Here is a 15,017-nt window from a genome sequence, read left to right on the forward strand (position 1 = left end):
ATTTCCCCCGCTCGTTTCTTGGGTTGTACGTCGCCTCAAAAGAGATCCACATTGTCGCCGAACTCCGAAGCGGTGTCCGCCGCTGCCGGGGCTGCCCCCTGCGGTGTTGTGATAGCAAGAGCTATGCCGCGCTTGCGGGCAATCGCCTCGTGGATGTGGCGCTCGCTCTCCATGGTGTAGCGTTCTTCCATGTGGCGCAGGTTGTTTTTGAATTCCGCGCTGGCCGGTTCCAGTTCCCGGGCTTCCCTGACGATGCCGTCGAGGATGGCCATGACCTCGTCCGCCATGCCCGCGACCCGCTCGTGGGCGTCCATGGTGCCGGTGGCCTCCTCTATCCGCTCCGCCAGGGCGCTGACCTTGTCGTTGAGACCGGCCAGCAGGGACACCAGTTCGTCGTTCATGGCGCCCAGGGCCGCGAGGATCTGCTCGGTTTCCGCCTCCATGGTGGCCACCTTCGCCCCCAGGTGATCCTGTTCCTGGCTCGCCTCGCCGAAAAGGCGCTCCGTGACGCGGTTGATCTGCAGCAGGGCCTCCGAGACCGCCGAGGTCTGGGTCACGGCCTCGACCGAAAGCCGCTTGATCGCCTCGGCGAGCACCCCCAGGGCCGCACCCTCGCGACCGGTATGGGCCGCTTTGATCTGGGAGTTGAGGGCGATCAGGTCGATCTCCGAGCCGATCTCCTCGATATCCGTCACAAAGCCGGTCACCTCCTGCATCGTATCGGCGACCTTCTTCAGGGTGGCGGACATCTCCTGGTCGGCCAGGGCGCATTTGGCCAGCACCGCGGTCACGGTGGCCATGTCGCTGCTGATGGCCCCCACGAACGAACCACCGGTCGCCGCGTCCGCGATGCCGGTGGTGGCCAGGGTCTCCGAGGTCATGCGGGCCTGTTTGCCGGCCACGTCCCGGAGGTTTTCGACGATGGAGCGGACCGCGCTGCACAGCTCGGATGCCGCGTGCCGGAGCTGCGCGGATTGCAGTTCGCACACGTCGCCGGCCTCCGTGACCAGATGGCGGCAGTCGCCGTTTGCGGCGGCATCGGTCGGGATGCCCTGCATCCTGGCGGCAAGGCACTCCAGGGCCTCCACGATGTGCTCGAACTGCTGGCGGGTCATGTCGTGCATCTGCATGGAGGAAACCACTTCGCTGATGTTGCCGGAGACCTCGCCGGAGACCGAGGAGATCATGGTGGCGAAGCTGGTGCAGCGGTCATTGACGGAGATCAGTTCTTCCAGGGTGTGGGAGGCGCCCGCCAGGGTCGTGCTCAACTCCCGGTCCTGGGCGTCCTCGCTGGCGCGGACGGTGCGCAGGGTGTCGCCGATCATGCCGGCCAGCATCTGCCGGTCCCCCAGGATGCTGGCGGATTTTTCGTTTACCATGTGGGAGAGTTTTTCCACGTCCATGGCCAGGGTCTGGAACCCGAGCCCCACCTCGCCCAGGCGGGAACTCTCTATCTTCGTGGAGGTGCTCAGCATCCGCAGAATCTTGTACATCTTCTGGAAGCCGTCCAGGGGCTCGGTCAAATGATTGAGAAGCTCCAGGATGCGTTCCAGCATGGTGCAGTTTTCGCGGCTCTGGGAACGGGTGCCGGCGAGGTAGGCCTCCATGTCGCCCATCATCTCGCGCAGGCGTTCGATCACCGTCTGGGCCTGCGGCCCGGAGACCGCCTCGACCATCCGGTTGGCCAGGGAGGTGATTTCCTGGGAGCGCTGGTAAAAATCCTGCATCTGGGCGCCGATATGGAGAAATTCGTTCTCGGTGGTGCCTGCCAGCCTTTTGAGCGTGTCGATGGAAGGGGTGATGACGGAGCGCCACCCGGCTATCGCCGTCGCGTCGCTCGATCCCGCCCCGGATATGGTGATGTGCGCTGTTGCAGGGGACATGTAACGCTTCCTTTATGACGGAACGGATGGATTCAGAGCAAACCGAGCGTCCGTAACTCGTTCATCAGTTTCTGCTTGCCAATGGGCTTGACGAGATAGGCGGTCGCGCCCCCCTGGTAGAACGCCTGCACGACCGTTTTGGGGTCGTCCAGGGCGGTGGTCATGATCACCTTGGCCTCCAGGTGGGCGGGAACCCGGAGCGAGCGCTCCACCTCCCGGATACGCCTCAGTGCCTCCTGGCCGTTGACGCCCGGCATCATGATGTCCATGCAGATCAGGTCGTAGGGGTGCTTGCCCTCGTGGGCCAGTTGGAAGGAGGTCACCGCCTCTTCGCCGTTGATGGCGATGTCGCAGTCGAAATGCTTCGACAGTAGTTCTTTGAGAATGCGGCGCGAAATGAAGTCGTCTTCCACAATGAGGCATTTCACGAGGGGCTCCTTGAGGGCACCGGCATGTCGGTCCTGACCTGAAAATGAAAGCTGCACCCGCCGCCCGGACCGTTTTCGGCCCACAGGCGGCCATCCAGAAGGGTGGCGATATGTCTTGCAATACTCAGGCCGAGTCCGACGCCGCCGAAACGTCGCGTCAACGAACTGTCCACCTGAACGAAGGGGTCGAAGATCCTCTCCAGCATGGCGTCGGGGATGCCGATGCCGCTGTCGCGCACGGTGAAGCATACCCAGGGGCCTTCCGGTGGCTCCGCGGCAACCTCCAGGCGCACCCCGCCGGCCTCGGTAAACTTGAGGGCGTTCTCCAGGAGTATCCCCAGGAGCCGGCAGAGCTGCTCGCCGTCGCAGGCGATGCTCTGCGGCGCATCCGGCGCCACCCGTACTTCGAGGCTGAGCTCTTTTGCGGCGAATCGCTCGCGGTGCTCCCGAGCCAGCCGTCCCAGGGCCGCGGGGATGTCGAGGGGCTCGCGCCTGACCGCTGCCCCATGGCCGAAGCCGCTCCGGAACGAGAGCAGCCGGTCCACGAGTTCCAGCATCTTCCCCGCCGACTGGCGGGCCATTTCGAGGTATTCCTTCTGGAAGCCGGAGGGTTCCGTATCTGCAAGCAGGTCGAGGGCGCCGATCACGCCGTTCATGGGGGTGCGCATCTCATGGGTGATGGTCGCCATGAACTCGCTTTTCTCGTTGGCCGCCCCGAGCAGGGCCGTGCGCGTTTTTTCCAGTTCGGCCAAGGCGTTCTGCAGCTCCCCAGTCCGGGTGGCAACGGCTTCTTCGAGCTCGGCGCGGTAATTCTTTTCCATGCGCAAAAGCTTCGAGTAGGTGACGGCCTTTGTCACCACATTCTGCAGGTAGGGGAGGTCGAACGGTTTGGAGATGAAGTCGAAAGCCCCGTTTTTGATGGCGTTGACCGCCACCTGGAACTGGGCGTATCCGGTCATGATGACGATGGGGGTGTGGGGGCGGCGCTGATGGATGTCGCCCAGGAAGGTGATGCCGTCTTCGTCCGGCATCATGACGTCCGTGATGATCGCGTCGAACTCGCCGTCTTCCAGCAGGCGGCGGGCTCCGGCAGCATGACCGGCGGTGCTGACCCTGATCCCCGTCTTTTCCAGGCCGAAGGAGATGAGACGCAGTATGTCATCCTCGTCGTCCACGACGAGGATGTGGGGAGAACGCCGGTCAAGCTGCTCTGCGGATAGGTTCATGGCTGCCCGGTGAAGGTGTCGAGATGAGAATGTGCTACATGCTATTTTTTGAAATCGTTGATGGTCGAGATGACGTAATCCCTTTTGGCTGCGTCCTTCTGGTGGCAGCCGAAGCAGGTGCCCACGGGGTCAAGCCCGCTCGGGGCGCCGTCGGCGCCGTATCCGGCGAACAGCCAGCCGCCGGTCGTTTTCATGCGCTTGTCCTTGCGCATCAGGACGATCATGTTCTTGGAGCCCTCGGCGGGGGAGCCGGAGCCCTCCTTGATGTTGAAGTGCTCGATGATGATGGAACTCCCCTCGGCAAACCGGTTGCCGGCCTTGTACCCCGCCATGGCCTTCTTGTCGGCGTAGATGTAGTGAATCCCGTAAAACAGGGAACTCTTGTCGGTAACGACCTTGCGGCCGCTTTTTTGCCAGGAATGGTACGACTTGGGCAGGGAAGGGGAGGTTGAGCCGGCCCACAGGGCGGCCGGCAGGGAGATAAGGCACAACATGACACAAGCTGCGATCCGGTTCATAAATGCGAGACTCCTGAGGTGATGGTTTTCTGGTAGTAATTTATCATAACTTGCCTGTTTGTCCACAGGGTAAATACGCCGTTCGCGTTGGCCGGCCGCGCTGGTCAGGGCCGTGAACGCCATGGTCATCGGTCTGCGCGGCACTCAGGGGATCGAGATGACGAAGGCCCGCAGGTTCTGTCCTTGATCGTAGAGCACAATCCCGGCCTTGCTGCCCGCCTTGCCGCGCTTCAGGGAAAAGCCGTCCCGTTGCTCGCGGGAGGTTATGCGGTAGTCGCTGGTCCCGGCCACTTCGGCCAGGGCCGATCTGAGAAGCGTTTCGCTGATGGCATCCCGCTTGACCGCCAGCACCTGGAGGGCTTTGATGCGGCTGCCCGACCTGAGGACGCGGAACTCGTAGTTCGCGTCGGTATAGCGCTCCCAGTTCGGCTTCTGCCGGGAGTAGGCCCTGTCCCGCCCTTTTTCCGGGATAAACGATGGCAGCTTCGCGGTCGCGGCCGGAGGGGCGGCGGGCTTGCGCGGGGCCGAGGGGGCCTTCTGGACAATCGCGGCGGGGGAGGGGGCCGGAGCCGGAACCGGAACCGGAACCTTCTTTTTGGCCGGGGGAGCAGGGGGCGTCGCCGGAGAGGTGGCCGCCGGACGCGGCGGCGGGGAGGAGGTGCCGCCCCCTTGATCGGACCGGTCCGAGGTCAGGTACCACCCCCCCACGGCCAGGCATGCCGCCAGGGAGGCGGCGGCATACGTGAGCCACCTGCCCCGGTGCCGGGAGTGGTAGTTGTGCTCGAAGGCCTTCAGCAGCTCGGCCGGGATCTCCCCTTTGGGGGCGGCGGTGCCGGTCCGGGCGGGTTCAGCCGCTTCCCGGGCGGGTGCGTCCGTCGCCGCCTCGTCCTGGTCCCGGGGGATGTAGATGTCGCCCCAGCGGAGCTTGAAGGCGGGTTTGAGAACCACGCGGAGGATGCTCTTGGCGAGCTGTTCCACGGGCAGGCTCAGGTCCACGACCTGTTCGAAGCATTGCCCGGACGGCAGGGTGGCGTCATCCCCCTCGCGCAGCAGGGCAAAGAGCGGCGTCCTGTCCCCCGGTTCCCCCAGGATGATGTCGGCGATCTCTTTGGCCCCCATTCCCGCTACCCGTTCCTGGATGCAGATGACGGCCGGCCGGTTGCCGCGGATCTCCTCCCGGAGGTCCCGGATGTCCGCCGTCACGCCGATTTCCAGTTTGAGCGACGGCTGGAGCAGAGCCCTGATCTGCTCCACCTTGGGGTTGTCGGATATGAATAACAAGTCTGGCATAGGATTCCTGGGCAATCGATGGGGTGATGTCGCGCCGGGCGCTGCCCGGTGCGTGGCGGTCAGTCGGAGAACGCCGCGTTGATGATGGCCTTTTGCTCTTCGGCATGGATTCTATGGGAGCCGACGGCGGGGCAGCTGTCCTCCGGGCGCCCCACGTAGCGTACCGCCCCCGCCGCCTCGGCCAGGTGCTGGCGCAGGCTGGGCCATGCCCCCATGTTTTCCGGTTCCTCCTGAACCCAGGTGAAGCGTACCCCCGGGGGCAGCGTCCCGACGATCTCCGCGAGCAGGTCCCGGCGCAGGGGGTAGAGCTGTTCGACCCTGAGGATGGCGGTGTCGTTCCGGCCCAGCCGGTCGCGCTCGTCAACCAGTTCGTAGTAGATCTTGCCGCTGCAGGCAAGCACCCGGGTGACGCCGGAGGCGGCCTCGGGGCTGTCCATGATCATCTCCCGGAAGCTCCCCTGCTGCAACTCCGCGAGGGAGGAAACGCAGTTCGGGTGGCGCAGCAGGCTCTTGGGCGTAAAAACGATGAGCGGCTTGCGGAAGGGCTGCTTGAGTTGGCGGCGCAGCAGGTGGAACATCTGGGCCGGTGTGGAGGGCATGGCCACCACCATGTTCTCCCGGGCGCACAGTTGCAGGTAGCGCTCGATGCGGGCACTGGAGTGCTCGGCCCCCTGGCCTTCGTAGCCGTGGGGAAGCAGCATGACCAGCCCGCTGGCCCGGTTCCACTTGGTTTCCCCGCTGGCGATGAACTGGTCGATGATGACTTGGGCGCCATTGGCGAAGTCGCCGAACTGGGCCTCCCAGATGACGAGGCCGCCCGGGGTCTCCAGGGAATAGCCGTACTCGTAGCCGAGCACGCCGAATTCCGACAGGAGGCTGTCCCAGGCCTGGAACGTCGCCCCCCCCCGTGCCGTCGCGGCCAGCGGCGTATAGGAGGTGTCAGTGGCGGTGTCGTGCAGAACGCAGTGGCGGTGGTTGAAGGTCCCGCGCCGCGAGTCCTGCCCCGAGAGGCGCACCGGCATGCCCTCGTCCAGCAGGGTGGCGTACGCCAGGGTCTCGGCATTGCCCCAGTCCAGGCCGTTGCCGCTGATAACCGCCTCGAGGCGTTTTTTGATCAGGGTCAGGATCTTGGCGTGGGGGGCGAAGCCGGGCGGCAACTCCACCATGGCGTGGGCCAGGGCCACGAGCTTTTCCGCCGGGACGCCGGTTTCCGTGCCGGTGGCGGCATAGTCGCGGCCGATGTCGCTCCACTGCTGGTGGAAACCGATCTTCGCCGGCTGGGGCTCGCTCTGCAGGGCGTTGTCGAGGCGGTTCGCGATGTCCTGTTCGATGCCGGCCACTACCGTCGCATCCTGTCCCTCTTCGGCCAGGGTGTCGGCATAGATGCGGTTGACCGGGGGGCGGGTCGTGATCTGACGGTACATGAGCGGCTGGGTGAAGGCCGGTTCGTCCCCCTCGTTGTGGCCATGGCGGCGGTAGCAGATCAGTTCGATCACCACGTCGCGGCCGAACGTCTGCCGGTATTCCAGGGCCAGGCGGGCGGCGTGCACGGCGCTCTCCGGGGCTTCGCCCTGCACGTGGAAGATGGGGCAGGCGAGCATCTTGGCCACATCGGTGGCATAGCGGGTGGAACGGGCATCCTTGGGGAGGGTGGTGAAGCCGATCTGGTTGTTGAGCACCACATGGATGGTGCCGCCGGTGCCGTACCCTTCCAGTTGTGACATATTGAGCACTTCCATGATGCTCCCCTGTCCCGCAAAGGCCGCGTCGCCGTGGATCAACAACGGCAGCACCCGCTGGGCTCCCCCTGCGCCGTAACGGGTCTGCCGGGCGCGGCACTTGCCCTCGACCACCGGATTGACCGCTTCCAGGTGGCTCGGGTTGGAGGTGAGGGTCAGGTGCAGCCTGCCGTCGGGCAGCTCGATGTCGGCCGAATACCCCTTGTGGTATTTCACATCCCCGTCGCCCAGGAAGCCGAACTCCATGGTATCGCGGAATTCGGCGAAGATGTTCTCATAGGGCTTGCCGAAGATGTGGGCCAGCACGTTCAGCCTGCCCCGGTGCGCCATGCCCAGCACCATGTCGCTGATGCCGGCGGCCGGGCACGCCTGCCTGAGCGTATCCAGCACCGGGATCAGGACCTCGCCCCCTTCCAGGGAGAAGCGCTTCTGGCCGGGGAAGCGGCGCTGGAGAAACGCTTCGAACAGCGCCGCCTCATGGAGTTTCTCCAGAATATGCAGCTGTTCGTCACGGGACACCTCCGGCTTGTTGCGGCGCGGCTCCATGCGGTCGATCAGCCATTGCCGCTCGGCCGGCTCCTGGATGTGCATGAACTCGACGCCGATCTCCCGGCAGTAGGTTTCCCGCAGGGTCGCCACGATCTCCCGCAGGGTGGCGCTCTGTCTGCCGAACCGCCGGGCGGTGAAGGTCGTGTCCAGGTCGTCGTTGCTCAGGCCGAACTCGGAAAGCATCAGCAGGGGGTGCTCAAGCAGACAGGGGGAGAGGGGGTCGGTACAGGCCAGCAGGTGGCCGATATTGCGGTAACGGTAGATGAGGGACTGGACCCCGGACTGTTTCAGGGGACCGGGGCCGCCATCCGCCGTCACGGTGGCGGCAGGGGCGCCCCCCTCCCTGCCGAGTTCGAAACCGCTGAAAAAATGCTGCCATTCCTCCGCCACCGCCGTGTTGTCCCGCTGCCAGGTTTCATAGAGAGTTTCGAGCCATGGACCGGAGAGGTTGGAAATGAAGTCTTTTGCCATGTCTGCCTCGTAAGATGTGATGAATGTTCCGCTGCGCACACGCGCCTTGGGGAGCCTACCACAAAATCACCCGTTCAGAGCAGAAAATCGTTGCGGCGCCACTAAGTGCCCCGCAAAGCGGCACCCGGGCCGTGCCTCACGGGTCCGCTTCGGGCGCCGCCTCCCTGGCGCCGTTGCGCAGGTAGAGCAGGAGTATGTTCCCGGCCATGAACAGCAGGGCACCGGCCAGGGCCGCTGCCGCCCCCGGCTCGCGGTGTATCTCCAGCAATGCCCGCCGGTGGGGAACCGCCTCGGCCTGTTTGAGGTAGACGCCGTAACCGCCGGACAGCCAGGGATGGTTGGGGGTGATGGTGACCCGCGCGGCGGCGTCGTTGGGTGCGGTGAACAGCTCGCTGCTGATGCCGGTCGGCATCCCTTGGGGAGACATGATAACACCGATGCTGCCGATTGCAAAAGGCCTGCCGTCCGGCAGGCGGATCACGTCCCCCTCGAAGGCCACCACCTGTTCCATGAAGCCGCCGGTGGCGCTCAAGAGGTGGGCGATCATGATCAGCAGGAAGCCGGCATGGAGCATCTGCGGCGCCAGCAGGGGCACAAGGCCCGCCCGGCCCCGGCGTGCGCCGACGGTGGCAATGGAGCAGAACACGGTATTGACTGCCAGCAGGGCCAGAAGCGCCAGGCAGAGCCAGAGCCACCAGGAGACCGGGAACGGCGCCCGGCGCAGCCATGCCAGGAGCGGCATGGCGTTGATGGCCGCGGCGTATTCCCCCGAGAGCCGGAACGATCCCGCGGCCATGGCGCCGCAGACCGCGGCAAGCAGCACCAGGCACAGTTCGAGTGATATGCACAGTCGCCAGAACGATTTCATGATTTTTAGGCTTGACGATTTTTCCGTTTCAGGATATATAAACTAACTCTTTATGGTGGCTATGGTGAAGCGGTTAACACTTACGACTGTGACTCGTACATACGTGGGTTCAAATCCCACTAGCCACCCCATTTAATTTTTAACTACTTCAGGTAGTTATCGAGTGCAGCCCCTGGCATTGCCCAACGCTTCGACCACAAGCGATGGCCATGACAGGGGCTTTTGTCATTTCTGGCCGGCATGGCCGGCCGCGCCGCCCTGTGCCGGGATCGCCCGGGAAATGCCGTCCGTAACTCCTCAAGCACCGGAAAAACCTCTCCGTGGCGTTGGAAAAATCGTCTGCCGTTCGCTCGCCCCTATACATACTCCCTTAAGGCTCCATAGTCAAAGGGACTGCCGCTTCGGCACAGTCGGGAGCCCCTCGGGGAGCTCCCGGTGCCGCCGGCCGGGCGGGGGAAAATTAGGTGAATTCAGGCCGATGCAGCCGAAGATTGCGGTGGCGCCCGTTGCGGGCGCTACGGAGGAGGCTGCGGGAGTCTGTTCGGCCGCCTGGTGCGGGGCGGCTTGACGAGGCGGGTCGGGACGGCACAGCCGGTACAGGTGGACATGGTGCGGTCTGTCGCCGCAAACGACAAGAGGCCGGGGGAATGGTTCCCCCGGCCTCCGGTTTATCCGGTCGGCGCGGCAAAGGTGGTGCCGTCTTCAGCGGCAAGCAATCCCCGGTACGGATGCGGGCTCAGATCCCGCCGCCGTCCACGTAGCCCACCTTGTTGAGACGGATCTTCTCGCTCTTGTCCACCTGAATCACCCGGCCGTCCTGCACCACAAGCGTCACCGTACCGAAACGGATCGCAGACAGCGCCTCGCGCACCACCAGTTCCAGGTCACGGGTCCATGGCTCGGTCGGGGCGGCCATCAGATCCCCTCGAACAGCGGCGTGGACAGGTAGCGCTCCGCTGCGTCCGGCAGGATCGCCACGATGGTCTTGCCCGCAAATTCGTCCAGCTTGGCCAACCGGACCGCAGCAGCAGCGGCGGCGCCGCTGGAAATACCCACCAGGAGACCCTCTTCCCGGGAAAGGCGCTTGGCGAATTCGATGGCCTCGTTGCTCTCCACCGGTTCCACCCGATCGATCACGCTCAGGTCAAGGGTGTCGGGGATGAAACCGGCGCCGATCCCCTGGATCTTGTGGGGGGCCGGCTTCAATTCCTGGCCGGCCAGCTTCTGGGTGATCACCGGGCTCTCCTTGGGCTCCACCGCCACCGAGACGATCTTCTTGCCCCGGGTGTTCTTGATGTACCGGGAAATCCCGGTGATGGTGCCGCCGGTGCCCACGCCAGCCACCACCACGTCCACCGCCCCGTCCGTGTCGTTCCAGATCTCCGGCCCGGTGGTCTTCTCGTGGATCTCGGGGTTGGCCGGGTTCTTGAACTGCTGGGGGATGAAGTACTTCTTCGGGTCGGAGGCGGCGATCTCCTCGGCCTTGGCGATGGCTCCCTTCATCCCTTCGGCACCAGGGGTGAGGATCAGGTTGGCGCCCAGGGCGGCCAGCACCCGGCGCCGCTCGATGCTCATGGTCTCCGGCATGGTCAGGGTCAGCTTGTAGCCGCGGGCCGCAGCCACGTAGGCCAGGGCGATGCCGGTGTTGCCGCTGGTCGGCTCGATGATCTCCACGCCGGGCTTGAGCACCCCGCGCTTCTCCGCATCCCAGATCAGGTTGGCCCCGATGCGGCATTTGACCGAGTAGGCCGGGTTGCGACCCTCGACCTTCACCAGGACCGTGGCCTTGGCACCCTCTGTAACGTGGTTCAGTTTGATCAGCGGTGTGTTGCCGATGGATTGGGAGTTGTCTGCGTAGATGCTGCTCATGGGTAGTCTCCTTTCAGGTGTTTGCTGCCTATAGAAATACTAGATTAAAAGGGCAAAAAAATTCAGATGCTGAAGTCCAGCACGTTCGCCAGCTTGCTCCGCTCGGTTTCGCTCCGTTCAAGCATATCAGCCAGGGTCAGGCTGTCCAGCACCCGAATCAAAGCCTTGTTGACATCCACCATCACCAGCCGGATGCCGCAGGTCGCCTCGTCGTCGCATTCGTCGCACTTGGCGTAGTTGGTCTCGCTGAGGCACTGCACCGGCGCCAGGTCCCCCTCCAGGATCCGCACCACACTCCCCAGGGTGATCCTGGCGGGCGGGGAGGCCAGGTAGTAGCCGCCCCCCTTGCCGATCCGGCTCTGGAGGATGCCCCCTTTGCGCAGCGACAGGAGGATGAACTCCAGGAACTTCTTGGGGATGTTCCCCGCCTTGGCCAACTCGGAGATCAGCACCGGCTGCGAACTGGGCTGCCCGGCCAGGTGATAGAGCGCCTTGAGCGCGTATTTGGTCTTTTTCGATATCATGTCTAGTTGAACTATAGATAAAGCCAATAAGCATTGCTGTCAAGATTTTTTTATCATGGCTCTCTCCGCATGTGTGAATAAGTGCGCTCGCCGCCCCTTCGGCAACCCCGAACAGCGCCGGCTGTTTCCGCAGCTTGCCCCGCGCGGCGGCAGTTCGCACTATTTGTTATACAGCACACAGTTTAGAGGGAATGTCGAAATAATTAGTAATTACACACTGTTGCTTGTTCTTGATTGTTTTGATAGGTATTTGGCGGGTATTCACCCCGCGGGACGAGCGGAGGAGGCGATGGGCATTTATTCCGGTAATATCGGCAGGTTGAAAAGGATGTGCCCCCGGAGGGCTCTTGGCATGTCAAATGCTTCCTGTTCCGGAGGGGAACCGGATTTTGCCGTAGAAGGAAACACGTCTCGGAGCTCGTTGACGCTACTGCGCGATAAAGGTAGGCACGACAATGAAATCTGACAAATACAAAACCATATTCCACTGGTTGATCCTGAACTCCATCATCACCATGTGCATCGGTCTCTACCTCTCGACCATCTGTCTCATCCCTTCCTGCGCACCCGACCTGCGCAGCATGTTTTTCGATACGAACATAGATATTGTCGTGCCGTATATCATCGCGGCCCTGATCGCGATCCCCATGATTTCGCTTTTGTTTTATTGGAAATGGTACGCGGGACGCAAGCGCTGACGCGGGCATTACCTGGGGAGCAGGGTGGGGGAGGGCTGTTGCGGCTTTTTCGGGAGCGGGCCGGCCGAGGTGGCGTTGGTAAAGGCATAGGACGATACGATCCCCTTGTCGTTGAACAGGATGCGCAAGGTTTCCTGTTCAACGATGTCGAGCATCCCCAGATAGTGGATGTGGTAGAGCCAGGTTTCGCCCCCCGCGTGGAGCAGGTATTCCTTTGTGCCCGATGACATGGACATGCCCGGGGTCTTGTACCTCAGGTAGGGGGCGCCGTAGAGCTTCACCACCTCCTGCTTGGTGGTCCTGCCCGCGACGATCTGCTGCTCGACCCTTTCAGGGGTGAGCCGGTAGACGCAGCCGGCGAAGAAGATGACGGCTGCCGTCACTATAAATACGGTATGGCGCATGACGTCTCCTTGTCGTGTGGTTCTAAGTATAGCAGGACCATGCCGGCGTTCAAGGGGCAAGACGGCGGGGCGCGGGTGAGGTGGCCGCACCGCCGGTCGATGCCGCCGGCAGATGCTTGTAAGACAACGGCATACCAGGGGATTCCGCACAATCTTCGTGTCTCATTCGCCCCATGCCGACGCCCGCTTTGGTACATTTCCCGTCTGGCTGCGCTCCGGCCGCCCTTGCATCGCCGCAATCATCTGTTACAGTTCTTGGCAATACTATCGACGTGTCGATACCGCCAAGGGGCCGCTTCCATGCATGATCAATCGAGCCTGCCGGCCGGTGCCGTTGAACCGGGCGGCGCCGCGCACATCTCACCAGAACCGAAGGACGACCGGCAGGAGAACCGCCAGGCCAGGCAGGACTGGGAACAGACCTTCGACGCCGTTCCCGACCTCATGACGATCATCGACGCCCAGTACACCATACGGCGTGTCAACCGGGCCATGGCGGAGCGGTGCGGCCTGCGGCCGGAGGAGTTGATCGGGCGGAAGTGCCATGAGGTGATGCATGCCTCGCCCGATGCGGCGGGGGTCTGTCCCCATGTCATGATGATGCGGGACGGGTGCGGTCATACGGAACAGGTTGAAGAAAAGAGGCTGAACGGCATTTTCGAGGTGACGGTGTCGCCGATCTACGATGCCGAAGGGCGCTTGACCTCCTGCGTCCACATTGCGCGCGACATCACGGCCCGCAAGAGATCGGAAGCCTATCGCAGCATGGGGCAGGACATACTGCGGGCGTTGAACGAAGAAGGGGACCAGAAAGAGGCCATCCAGAAGGTCATCGGCCTGGTGAAGACGGCAACCGGGGTCGATGCCGTGGGGATTCGTCTACAGGACGAGGACGACTTCCCCTATTTCTACCAGGAAGGCTTCTCCCGGGAGTTCCTGCACAAGGAAAATTCGCTTCTGGCCAGGACGCGGGACGGGGGCATTTGCCGGGACGAATGCGGTGAGGTCTGTCTGGAATGCACCTGCGGCCTGGTGATTACCGGGAAGACGGATGCCGCGGACACCGGTTTCACCAAAGGAGGCAGTTGCTGGACCAATGATTCCTTTCCCGTTCTCCATGTCCCTGCTGCCGAAGACCCCCGGGACAACCCCCGCAATGAGTGCATACACCAGGGGTTCGCCTCCATCGCCCTGATTCCCATTCGGGCCAAAGGCCGCATTGTCGGCCTGCTGCAACTGAACGACCATCGGAAGGGGTGCTTTACCCTTGAGGCCATAGAAACCCTCGAAGGTATCGCCGAGAATATCGGCGAGGCCATGCTGCGCAAGCAGGCGGAAGAAAAACTGGTTGCCAGCGAGAGGTTCCTTCGGACGCTGAACGACCAACTCCCCGGCATGGTCAGCTACTGGACCGACGAACTGCGTTGCCGGTTCGCCAACAGGGCGTATCTGGAGTGGTTCGGCAAGGGGCCGGAAGAGATGATGGGGATTGCCCTGCAGGACCTGATGGGCGAAACGGAATTTTGCAAGTATGAACCCCGCATTCGCGGCGTCCTGCGGGGAGAACCGCAGCATTTCGAAAGGCCCCTGGTAAAGCCGAACGGCGAGACCGGCTACACCTGGACCCATTATATCCCGGATCTGGTGGAGGGTAAGGCGCAGGGGTTCTTCGTGCTGGTCTCCGATTTTACGGAACTCAAGCGGACCGAGGCGGAAAAGGCCAACCTGGAGGCCCAGCTCCAGCAGGCCCAGAAGATGGAGTCGGTGGGGCGGCTGGCCGGCGGCGTGGCCCATGACTTCAACAACCTGCTGACGGTCATCCTGGGCTATACCCAGATGGGGATCACCGAATTGGGGCCAGCGCACCCGCTCCAGGCCAACCTGGAGGAGATCCGCAAGGCCGCCCAGAAGTCCGCCGACCTCACGCAGCAGTTGCTGGCCTTTGCCCGCAAGCAGACCATCGCGCCCAAGGTGCTGAATGTGAATGAGGCCGTGGAGAACACCCTCAAGATGCTGCGGCGCCTCATCGGCGAGGATATCAACTTGGCGTGGAAGCCGGCAGCCGGCCTGTGGCCCGTTCGTGTCGATCCGTCCCAGATCGACCAGATCCTGGCAAACCTGTGCGTCAACGCCCGCGATGCCATCGCCGATGTGGGCAGGATCACCATCGAGACCGGCAACCGCTTTTTCGATCGGGAATATTGTGCCACCCATGTGGGCTTTATCCCGGGAGAGTACGTCGCGCTTGCCGTGAGCGACGACGGCTGCGGCATGGACAAGGAAACGCTGACACACATCTTCGAGCCGTTCTTCACAACCAAGGGGGGCGGCCAAGGCACCGGCCTGGGGCTGGCGACGGTCTACGGCATCGTCAGGCAGAACAACGGTTTCATCACTATCTACAGCGAGCCGGGCCATGGGACGACGCTCAGGATCTACCTGCCCCGTCACGAAGGCGGGGTGGGACGGTCCCGATGGAAGGTGTTGCGCAGCCGCTCTCCGGGGGGCAGGAGACCATTCTGCTGGTCGAGGACGATTCGAGCATTCTGA

At 63.3% G+C, this 15,017-nt stretch carries 13 protein-coding genes and 1 tRNA gene; 3 read left to right on the top strand and 11 right to left on the bottom strand.

Annotation, left to right across the window (positions count from 1 at the left end):
• Positions 1-35: 35 nt before the first annotated feature.
• The 7 genes from FO488_RS07375 to FO488_RS07405 all read right to left on the bottom strand — a co-directional run bounded on the left by FO488_RS07375 (position 36) and on the right by FO488_RS07405 (position 8,972).
• Positions 36-1,883: a methyl-accepting chemotaxis protein gene (locus FO488_RS07375; RefSeq protein WP_149209963.1), complete on the bottom strand. Its 1,848-nt coding sequence runs from the start codon at positions 1,881-1,883 to the stop codon at positions 36-38.
• 32 nt (positions 1,884-1,915) lie between these two features.
• Positions 1,916-2,311: a PleD family two-component system response regulator gene (locus FO488_RS07380; protein ID WP_149209964.1), complete on the bottom strand. Its 396-nt coding sequence runs from the start codon at positions 2,309-2,311 to the stop codon at positions 1,916-1,918.
• Complete coding sequence (locus FO488_RS07385) at positions 2,308-3,537, bottom strand: hybrid sensor histidine kinase/response regulator (RefSeq protein WP_149209965.1); 1,230 nt, start codon at positions 3,535-3,537, stop codon at positions 2,308-2,310. Before FO488_RS07385 ends, FO488_RS07380 begins: the two co-directional genes overlap by 4 nt.
• A gap of 41 nt (positions 3,538-3,578) precedes the next feature.
• Positions 3,579-4,055 (bottom strand): cytochrome P460 family protein, encoded by a 477-nt coding sequence (locus tag FO488_RS07390; protein WP_149209966.1) that lies wholly within the window; start codon positions 4,053-4,055, stop codon positions 3,579-3,581.
• A gap of 144 nt (positions 4,056-4,199) precedes the next feature.
• Positions 4,200-5,345: a hypothetical protein gene (locus tag FO488_RS07395; RefSeq protein ID WP_149209967.1), complete on the bottom strand. Its 1,146-nt coding sequence runs from the start codon at positions 5,343-5,345 to the stop codon at positions 4,200-4,202.
• A gap of 59 nt (positions 5,346-5,404) precedes the next feature.
• Positions 5,405-8,104: a 2-oxoglutarate dehydrogenase E1 component gene (locus FO488_RS07400; protein WP_149209968.1), complete on the bottom strand. Its 2,700-nt coding sequence runs from the start codon at positions 8,102-8,104 to the stop codon at positions 5,405-5,407.
• A gap of 136 nt (positions 8,105-8,240) precedes the next feature.
• A complete protein-coding gene (locus FO488_RS07405; protein ID WP_149209969.1) occupies positions 8,241-8,972 on the bottom strand; it encodes a cytochrome C biogenesis protein ResB in 732 nt (243 codons plus the stop codon).
• A 55-nt stretch (positions 8,973-9,027) separates the two neighbouring features.
• Between FO488_RS07405 and FO488_RS07410 the strand changes: the two genes are divergently transcribed.
• Positions 9,028-9,103: transfer RNA gene (locus FO488_RS07410), tRNA-His, on the top strand.
• Between the two features lie 605 nt (positions 9,104-9,708).
• Here FO488_RS07410 and FO488_RS07415 read toward each other — a convergent pair.
• The 3 genes from FO488_RS07415 to FO488_RS07425 form a co-directional block, all read right to left on the bottom strand.
• Positions 9,709-9,888, bottom strand: a complete 180-nt coding sequence (locus tag FO488_RS07415) for a YezD family protein (RefSeq protein ID WP_149209970.1) — start codon at positions 9,886-9,888, stop codon at positions 9,709-9,711.
• Positions 9,888-10,841 carry a cysteine synthase A gene (gene cysK, locus FO488_RS07420; protein ID WP_149209971.1) on the bottom strand — a complete coding sequence of 318 codons (954 nt, stop codon included), beginning with the start codon at positions 10,839-10,841 and terminating at the stop codon, positions 9,888-9,890. The genes FO488_RS07415 and cysK overlap by 1 nt, the downstream gene beginning before the upstream one ends.
• 62 nt (positions 10,842-10,903) lie before the next feature.
• Positions 10,904-11,365: an Rrf2 family transcriptional regulator gene (locus FO488_RS07425; RefSeq protein WP_149209972.1), complete on the bottom strand. Its 462-nt coding sequence runs from the start codon at positions 11,363-11,365 to the stop codon at positions 10,904-10,906.
• Between the two features lie 455 nt (positions 11,366-11,820).
• On the opposite strand from FO488_RS07425, the gene FO488_RS07430 reads away from it, so the two are divergent.
• Positions 11,821-12,063, top strand: a complete 243-nt coding sequence (locus FO488_RS07430; protein WP_149209973.1) for a hypothetical protein — start codon at positions 11,821-11,823, stop codon at positions 12,061-12,063.
• A gap of 8 nt (positions 12,064-12,071) precedes the next feature.
• Here FO488_RS07430 and FO488_RS07435 read toward each other — a convergent pair whose 3' ends face one another.
• Positions 12,072-12,467, bottom strand: coding sequence for a hypothetical protein (locus FO488_RS07435; protein WP_149209974.1), 396 nt, complete (start codon positions 12,465-12,467; stop codon positions 12,072-12,074).
• 300 nt (positions 12,468-12,767) lie between these two features.
• On the opposite strand from FO488_RS07435, the gene FO488_RS07440 reads away from it, so the two are divergent.
• Positions 12,768-15,017 carry a PAS domain-containing protein gene (locus FO488_RS07440; RefSeq protein WP_205743376.1) on the top strand — a complete coding sequence of 750 codons (2,250 nt, stop codon included), beginning with the start codon at positions 12,768-12,770 and terminating at the stop codon, positions 15,015-15,017.

The organism is Geobacter sp. FeAm09, from assembly GCF_008330225.1.
Taxonomy (GTDB): Bacteria; Desulfobacterota; Desulfuromonadia; order Geobacterales; family Pseudopelobacteraceae; genus Oryzomonas.

Excerpts from the sequence above, each read along its gene's own strand:
- FO488_RS07395 (WP_149209967.1), bottom strand. The coding sequence starts at position 5,345 with ATGCCAGACTTGTTATTCATATCCGACAACCCCAAGGTGGAGCAGATC.
- FO488_RS07415 (WP_149209970.1), bottom strand. The coding sequence starts at position 9,888 with ATGGCCGCCCCGACCGAGCCATGGACCCGTGACCTGGAACTGGTGGTG.
- FO488_RS07440 (WP_205743376.1), top strand. The coding sequence starts at position 12,768 with ATGCATGATCAATCGAGCCTGCCGGCCGGTGCCGTTGAACCGGGCGGC.
- FO488_RS07425 (WP_149209972.1), bottom strand. The coding sequence starts at position 11,365 with ATGATATCGAAAAAGACCAAATACGCGCTCAAGGCGCTCTATCACCTG.
- FO488_RS07385 (WP_149209965.1), bottom strand. The coding sequence starts at position 3,537 with ATGAACCTATCCGCAGAGCAGCTTGACCGGCGTTCTCCCCACATCCTC.
- FO488_RS07390 (WP_149209966.1), bottom strand. The coding sequence starts at position 4,055 with ATGAACCGGATCGCAGCTTGTGTCATGTTGTGCCTTATCTCCCTGCCG.
- FO488_RS07435 (WP_149209974.1), bottom strand. The coding sequence starts at position 12,467 with ATGCGCCATACCGTATTTATAGTGACGGCAGCCGTCATCTTCTTCGCC.
- FO488_RS07400 (WP_149209968.1), bottom strand. The coding sequence starts at position 8,104 with ATGGCAAAAGACTTCATTTCCAACCTCTCCGGTCCATGGCTCGAAACT.
- FO488_RS07405 (WP_149209969.1), bottom strand. The coding sequence starts at position 8,972 with ATGAAATCGTTCTGGCGACTGTGCATATCACTCGAACTGTGCCTGGTG.
- cysK (WP_149209971.1), bottom strand. The coding sequence starts at position 10,841 with ATGAGCAGCATCTACGCAGACAACTCCCAATCCATCGGCAACACACCG.
- FO488_RS07375 (WP_149209963.1), bottom strand. The coding sequence starts at position 1,883 with ATGTCCCCTGCAACAGCGCACATCACCATATCCGGGGCGGGATCGAGC.
- FO488_RS07430 (WP_149209973.1), top strand. The coding sequence starts at position 11,821 with ATGAAATCTGACAAATACAAAACCATATTCCACTGGTTGATCCTGAAC.